General features: G+C 40.8%; 6 protein-coding genes. 2 read left to right on the top strand and 4 right to left on the bottom strand.

Annotated elements, in window-relative coordinates; translation table 11 throughout:
* A partial coding sequence (gene rsmB / locus B4C48_RS10710) for a 16S rRNA (cytosine(967)-C(5))-methyltransferase RsmB (RefSeq protein ID WP_291356321.1) occupies window positions 1-1,053 on the top strand: 1,053 nt, incomplete at its 5' end.
* 63 nt (window positions 1,054-1,116) lie between these two features.
* On the opposite strand, the gene zupT is transcribed toward rsmB, so the two are convergent.
* The 3 genes from zupT to B4C48_RS10695 all read right to left on the bottom strand — a co-directional run bounded on the left by zupT (window position 1,117) and on the right by B4C48_RS10695 (window position 3,649).
* Window positions 1,117-1,926: a zinc transporter ZupT gene (zupT, locus tag B4C48_RS10705; RefSeq protein ID WP_291356319.1), complete on the bottom strand. Its 810-nt coding sequence runs from the start codon at window positions 1,924-1,926 to the stop codon at window positions 1,117-1,119.
* A gap of 90 nt (window positions 1,927-2,016) precedes the next feature.
* Window positions 2,017-2,160 (bottom strand): methionine/alanine import family NSS transporter small subunit, encoded by a 144-nt coding sequence (locus B4C48_RS10700; protein WP_291356318.1) that lies wholly within the window; start codon window positions 2,158-2,160, stop codon window positions 2,017-2,019.
* 10 nt (window positions 2,161-2,170) lie between these two features.
* Window positions 2,171-3,649 carry a sodium-dependent transporter gene (locus tag B4C48_RS10695; protein ID WP_291356316.1) on the bottom strand — a complete coding sequence of 493 codons (1,479 nt, stop codon included), beginning with the start codon at window positions 3,647-3,649 and terminating at the stop codon, window positions 2,171-2,173.
* 608 nt (window positions 3,650-4,257) lie between these two features.
* Between B4C48_RS10695 and B4C48_RS10690 the strand changes: the two genes are divergently transcribed.
* Complete coding sequence (locus B4C48_RS10690; protein ID WP_291356314.1) at window positions 4,258-4,950, top strand: TIGR04219 family outer membrane beta-barrel protein; 693 nt, start codon at window positions 4,258-4,260, stop codon at window positions 4,948-4,950.
* A 220-nt stretch (window positions 4,951-5,170) separates the two neighbouring features.
* Here the strand turns inward: B4C48_RS10690 and B4C48_RS10685 are convergent, their stop codons facing one another.
* The gene (locus B4C48_RS10685) at window positions 5,171-6,457 is read right to left on the bottom strand and encodes a M20/M25/M40 family metallo-hydrolase (RefSeq protein ID WP_291356313.1); all 1,287 of its coding nucleotides are present in this window, start codon (window positions 6,455-6,457) and stop codon (window positions 5,171-5,173) included.
* Between the last annotated feature and the right edge of the window lie 221 nt (window positions 6,458-6,678).

Below are 6,678 nucleotides of genomic sequence, written 5' to 3'. Positions count from 1 at the left end.
TATGTCGGTTTATATCAATTGCTATGTACCCGTGTAGCTGCACATGCTGCCATTTCTGAAACGGTAGAAGCCAGCAAACAATTGGGCATGGAAAGTTTAAGTGGTGTGGTGAATGCCATTTTGCGTCGTGCGACGCGCGAATCTGAACAATTCTATGACGTATTAGAAAATGCCTCTAATTTACCTAGCTGGCTGGCGAAGCGTTTAAAGAAAGATTGGGGTGAACAGTTTGCTGAACTCAGCTATGAACTGAAACAGGTTGCACCCTTAACATTACGTGTGAATACCCGCCAAGTCAGCCGTGATGAATATCTTGACATCTTGGAAGATGAAGGCATCGATGCACATCGTTGCGACATTTCTGAAGTCGGTATTGTCATGGATGAAAGCCTGCATATTCCAAGTCTACCGGGCTTTGAAGCTGGCGGGTTTTCCGTACAAGATGAACATGCCCAGCTTTGCGCAACGCTATTGCCGAACCTGAATGGCAAATTCGTTATTGATGCCTGTGCGGCACCTGGCGGCAAAACCGCGCATATTTTAGAGAAATATCAGCCGAAAAAACTGATTGCCCTCGACCAGGATGAAAAGCGTTTAAAACGTGTTTCTGAAAACCTGGAGCGTCTGCTGTTAGATGGCAAACATGTGGAAATTATCACTGCCGATGCCGTGACCTGGACTGCTCCTGAACAAGCCGATTGTATCGTGCTGGATGCGCCCTGCTCTGCAATTGGGGTGATGCGCCGCCATCCCGATATCCGTTTATTGCGTCAATCGACCGATATTGCCCAAACTGTTCAGTTGCAAAAGCAAATTTTAGAAAATATGTGGCAACAACTGAAAGTCGGTGGCACTTTGCTTTACATCACCTGCTCGATTTTAAAAGCGGAAAATGAACAGCAAATGGTCGAGTTCTTTAAAAGTCATGCCGATGCCAAAGAAATTAAAATTGAAGCCGATTGGGGAATTGAACAAATTCACGGTCGCCAATTACTGCCTCAGGTAGGCCGTGGTGATGGCTTCTTCTATTGCCGTATCCAGAAAATGGCTTAACAAACGTCATTAAAAAAGGTGGCTTAAAGCCACCTTTTTTTCCGCCTGTTGTACGCAACCGGCTTAACTGACAAATTTAAAGATGACCAAACTGATCGCCAGTGATGCCATCCCGGTGACCAAGCCATAGACGGTTTCATGTCCTTTGGCATAGCGTTTGGCGGTAGGTAATAATTCATCCAGAGCCAAAAACACCATCACCCCGCCAATCACCCCAAATACTGCGCCATACACACTAAAACTCATAAAAGGAGCAAGAATAAAATATCCCAGTGCTGCACCCAATGGCTCTGCTAAAGCGGAAACAAAACTGGCCCCAAGTGCCAGATCTTTACGTCCTGTTGCCATATAGACCGGTAGGGCAATTGCAATACCTTCCGGAATATTATGAATGGCAATGGCAACCGCTAAAGGGGCACCAAGCGTCGGACTCTCCAAGGTAGCAAAAAAAGTCGCCAGTCCTTCAGGAAAATTATGTGCAGTAATCGCAAATAAAGTCAGTAAACCGGTACGCATCAATTGTTGCTGATCCATATCTTCCGGGTTTGTCTGCTCAATGGTTTCATGCGGATTTGGCACAAAATGATCCAGCAGCAACACCAGAATGACCCCCAACAAGAATGCAAAAGTACCCAAGGCAAAACCATATTTAGCATCAAAGGCCTGACTAAAAGACTGAATGGATTTATTCAAAATTTCAGTCAGTGAAACATAGACCATGGCACCGGCAGAAAAGGCCAGACCAAAAGAAAGCAGGCGATAACTCGGTTGTTTGAAAAATAAAACCAGTGCACCACCGATCACGGTTGCCAATCCTGCCAGAAAGGTCACCGCGAATGCGATCCAAACCTGATACTGCAAAATCGTGTGCATAGCCATGCTCCACTTTAGAAACAAGAAAGCCATTATCATAAATGATAATGACTTTCATTTGCATATTTTGTCAGTGATGAATTTTTTGACTTAAAGAGTATGTTGATCTTTCACTTCTTCAAGTACCTCATCCAGCTCTTCAGGATTTTTCATCAAATGCAGAATGGATAAGATTAATCCACCCCATAAAAACAGCATAGAAATAATCATCATGATGATTGCAGAAGTATTCATATTTTCTCTCCTAGCGGTCTTTAACGCGAGCCAAAATAAAAGCAATGACTGCACAGAAAATCACGCAGCCCCAGCCAAATAACCACTGCAGACTTACACTATAATCACCATAACCTTTTAATAACAAGTTAAAGATGGTCATTCCCAAAGTAACCAGCAAAATCAAAGAGGTAATCACCGTTAAAGTGAAATCCCAACCTTTGCCCAAATGTACCGTTGAAATGGCATTGACGTGATTACGGATCTCCATCAAAGCTGAACGTTTGAACCAGGCAATACTGATAATCGAAATCAACGCACCGCCGATAATGCCGATATTGTTAATAAAATGATCAATGATATCGACCAGTTTAATCGAGTTCACGCTGGAGAATAAAACGATTGATACAACCGCACTACCACCACCTACGATCGTTACCGCTTTCTTACGGCTCCATTTCAGCTTGTCCATCATGGCAGAGATTGGAACTTCCAGAATACTCACCATCGATGAAATACCGGCAACAAACAATGAGGTAAAAAACAGGATACCAAACAAGTCTGCACCCGCACCCAGGCTGGAAATGATTTTAGGAAAGGCAATAAAGGCTAGCCCGATACCGCCACTCACCACATCCTGTACATTGCTGTTCGAGCTATAGGCCATGAAGCCCAATGCGGCAAAAATACCAATACCCGCCAGAATTTCAGTTGAAGCATTGGCAAAACCGACAATCAAACCCGAACCGGTTAAATTGGTTTTCGGCTTTAAATAGGAAGCGTAGGTCACCATGATCCCGAACCCGACTGAAAGCGAGAAGAAGGTATGACCATAAGCTGCCAGCCAGACTTTATAGTCCATCATGGCAGACCAGTTTGGCGTGAAGAAGGCATTTAGACCGTCTACCGCACCAGGTAAACGAAGTGACTGAATCACTAAAAGAGTAAATAAAACAAACAATAATGGCATGAAAATCTTGTTAGAAAGTTCCACACCCTTTTTCACCCCGCCATATAAAATCACCAAGGTTAAGGCCCAGATTCCTGCCAATGGCCAGAAAATATGGCTGACAAAACTCGGATCAAAACCGGTAGCTTCAGAGGTTTGTAAATAGGTTTTAAAGAAGAAACCTTCCGGATCACTGCCCCACATCTGCCCAATGGAGAAGTACACATAACTGCCTGCCCAAGTCAAAACGCTGGCATAGTACAAACCAATGATGATACATACACTGACTTGCCACCATCCGAGAGTTTCACCGCCACGGAATAATTTGCGATAGGCTTTTGGAGGTGAGCTATTACTTCTATGCCCGACGGCATAGTCGAGAAATAAAAGCGGTAAACCGGCAGTAATTAAAGCAATAAGATAAGGAATAAGAAACGCGCCACCGCCATTTTCATAGGCGACGTATGGGAAACGCCAAATATTACCTAAACCGACAGCCGATCCGACCGCTGCAATAATAAAGCCGGATCGTGATGACCAGTTTTCACGAGAATCTGTCATAAAACACCTAAACCTTAGGTATCTTTAAATGCTGCTTGTTATCTGGGTTATTTCGCGAGCAAAAAAGTACCTTTTAAAAATAATTCTTGTGTCTGATTTAGAGGTTACACCTTTTGAGTGAATTGTTCTCAAATGCAAACAGATCAGTCTGAAATTGAATCTTGGTTAAAAATTACAATTCAGACCGATCTTTTGTATGGATTTAACAATACTCATTTTTGAAAGAAGTTTCTGTAATTTATCTACAAAGCATCTATTTTTTATAATATATTCAGTGCGAATGTTCATTTAATCGGCTTATTTTTGGCCTATCCCTATTATTCATTGACAAACTTTTAAGAATATCTGAGCTAGATATAAAAACTTAAGGTTATTTACCCTGCTTATTTTTATTTATTGTATAAAAATTCAACAATAAAAAGCAGCTTTGGATTTTTCAAATCATCTGCATTTTATGCCAGGTAAAATTTGCTTTAATTTTGAGAAATAACAACGATGCAATTTTTTAGCATTCACTATATGATGCGCTGAGTTGAGTCTCGATTCACTCTATTTAACTCAGAAAAAGATTTTCCAAAAATAACAGTTCACATCACTTCAGGATTTTTATGCAATCATTCAAAATTCTTTGCTTAGCCCTTGGATTGGGCGCATTCAGTTCCACCCAAGCCGATGTTATTGCGGTCAAAGGCAATATTGATTATTGGAACTACAGTACCGATTTAACTCAACCGGCATCCTCCCTTCCTCAAGCTCAACTGGAAGATGATGATGCGTTGTCGTTCTCGGTCGCGCTGGAACATCCGGTGCCATTTTTGCCCAATGCCAAAATTAAGCATAGCCATTTACAAGCTGACAGTGAGCAAAGCCTTGCCGGAGTAAATAGCCATCAGATTGACCTCACTTATACAGATTTCATTCTTTATTATGAAGTGCTGGACAATATCGTCGATGCCGATGTCGGCTTTGGAGCCAAACGTCTAAGCGGAGATATTGTGCAAAATTATACCGACACATTCGATGTGAGTAGTACGTTACCGATACTTTATGCCCAGGCCGGGGTAAACCTGCCTTTTACAGGTTTAAGTGTTCGTGCAGAAGCCAGTTTTGCTGCGCTGGATGATGAGCAAATTAGCGATGCTCAAGCAGAACTCAAATATAATTTTATCGATAACCTGCTGGTCGACGTAGGTGCCAGAGTCGGCTATCGTATTTTGGACATACAGCTGGAAGAAGGTTCAAATGCAGAAACCAAACTTAAATTTAAAGGACCTTATCTGGGCATAGAAGCATATTTTTAAAGCAATACTGTAAGCTTTTACTTACATGGACTGCAGAAAATGAAAGCTATGCATCAGGCTGAGTTCAGATTATATTTAACTCATACAGAAACAGGATGTTTCTAAAATAAAAAGAATAAAAGTACACACAGCAGGACGCTGAGGTAGAACAGGAGTGATACCTTGAACAAATACGGAAGAGCCTCGACAGGATGTCGGGGCTTTTTCATGTCTTTAAAGCTTATTTAGAGGCTTCCATAATCAAACGTGTCGCTAAATACAGTCTTGGCACAATACTATCAACTAAAATATATTCTGCAGCATCTGAGTGAGCTCCATCACCAGATAAACCCATGCCCTCAATGACTGCTGCCTTTGATTTCAATCCGGCAAATGCAGCATCAGTTCCCCCACCGGTAGGTGTAGTGGACACTTTTAAATCCAAGCCTAATTCATCCTTATAAATTTTTTGGGCTTTTTCTGCAAGCTTGTGGGCATTTTCATTGGCTGCTAGAGGTGGACGTCGAACCTCAAACTTTACTGCGACTTGACTGTCCGCCAATTTTTTATTTTTGACTTTTTCTTCTAGCACTTTCTCGACTTGATCAAAGTCTTTCACTTGTAAAGCACGCACATCTGCTTGTGCAGTGGCCTGATCAGGGATTACATTTCGTGTTTTACCCGCATTTGCCACAGTCCAATTGAGTTTCAAGCCTATTTTGGGATTACTTAAATCTTGTAATTGTCCAATCTGATGAGCCAATTCAGTCAATGCATTCACCCCTGCTTCAGGTTTTACACCGGCATGTGAACCTTTACCTTTAATATCTAAATATGCAGCTCCAATTCCACTAGTCGCCAAGCGTAAATTCCCATCTTTACCGCCACCTTCAAAAGACAGCACAATATCTTGGTTTTGTGCTGTCTCAGTTATTAATTTTCGTGAACCAGGTGAACTGATTTCTTCATCTGAATTAAATAAAACCGTTAATGTTCCATAATCTTGGTAATTTAACTTCTTCAAAATATTGACGATATGTAACCCCGCTGCAATTCCCTGTTTATCGTCAATAATCCCTAATCCATAAGCTTTATTACCTTCAATACGGAATGGTTGATCTTTTAACATCCCTTTTTGGTAAACCGTGTCCATATGCCCAATCAACATAATTTTGGATTGGCCTTTGCCTTTAAAAAGTGCCTTAACCACAGGTCCCACTTTCTCAGGCGTATCGTCCATACGGTAAACATCATTGCTTTGAATCACTTCAACCGTTGCGCCTTGTGCTTTTAATTTTTCACTCACAACTTTGGCAATTTGATTCAAACCCTCAATATCTTTACTGCCCGATTCAATATGAACCAGTTCTTTTAAGGTAACCAAATAAGCTGCCTGGTCTGCAGTCACTACCTTTTTTACTTGATCAGGCGAAATTGCATACACATGAGACACTGTAAAAACAGGAGCAATACTCAATAATGCAATTTTTGATAATTTTCGAGTAGTAAAACTTGAGTGTTTTTTCATTATGGCTTCCTTTTTATCATTATCCAGACTTCAATATGTTTAATATTCAAGTAAATTTCAAGCCTAAATTTTATCAATAAAATATAGACTCTTAAATTTAATGATAATTATAAATTAGTTATAAAACCAAAAAGAAGGGAATTAGTTTTCAAAATAAATTTTAATGTATGAAAATAATTTTAATTATATAGTTTCTAGCCATAAAAAATCCCACGCATAAA

The organism is Acinetobacter sp. UBA3106 (assembly GCA_002365595.1).
Taxonomy (GTDB): domain Bacteria; phylum Pseudomonadota; class Gammaproteobacteria; order Pseudomonadales; family Moraxellaceae; genus Acinetobacter.
This window is presented reverse-complemented; position numbering and strand designations above follow the sequence as displayed.

What these genes read in the sequence shown, in the direction of transcription:
- B4C48_RS10690 (WP_291356314.1), top strand. Translation starts at nt 4,258, where the DNA reads ATGCAATCATTCAAAATTCTTTGCTTAGCCCTTGGATTGGGCGCATTC.
- B4C48_RS10685 (WP_291356313.1), bottom strand. Translation starts at nt 6,457, where the DNA reads ATGAAAAAACACTCAAGTTTTACTACTCGAAAATTATCAAAAATTGCA.
- B4C48_RS10695 (WP_291356316.1), bottom strand. Translation starts at nt 3,649, where the DNA reads ATGACAGATTCTCGTGAAAACTGGTCATCACGATCCGGCTTTATTATT.
- zupT (WP_291356319.1), bottom strand. Translation starts at nt 1,926, where the DNA reads ATGCACACGATTTTGCAGTATCAGGTTTGGATCGCATTCGCGGTGACC.
- B4C48_RS10700 (WP_291356318.1), bottom strand. Translation starts at nt 2,160, where the DNA reads ATGAATACTTCTGCAATCATCATGATGATTATTTCTATGCTGTTTTTA.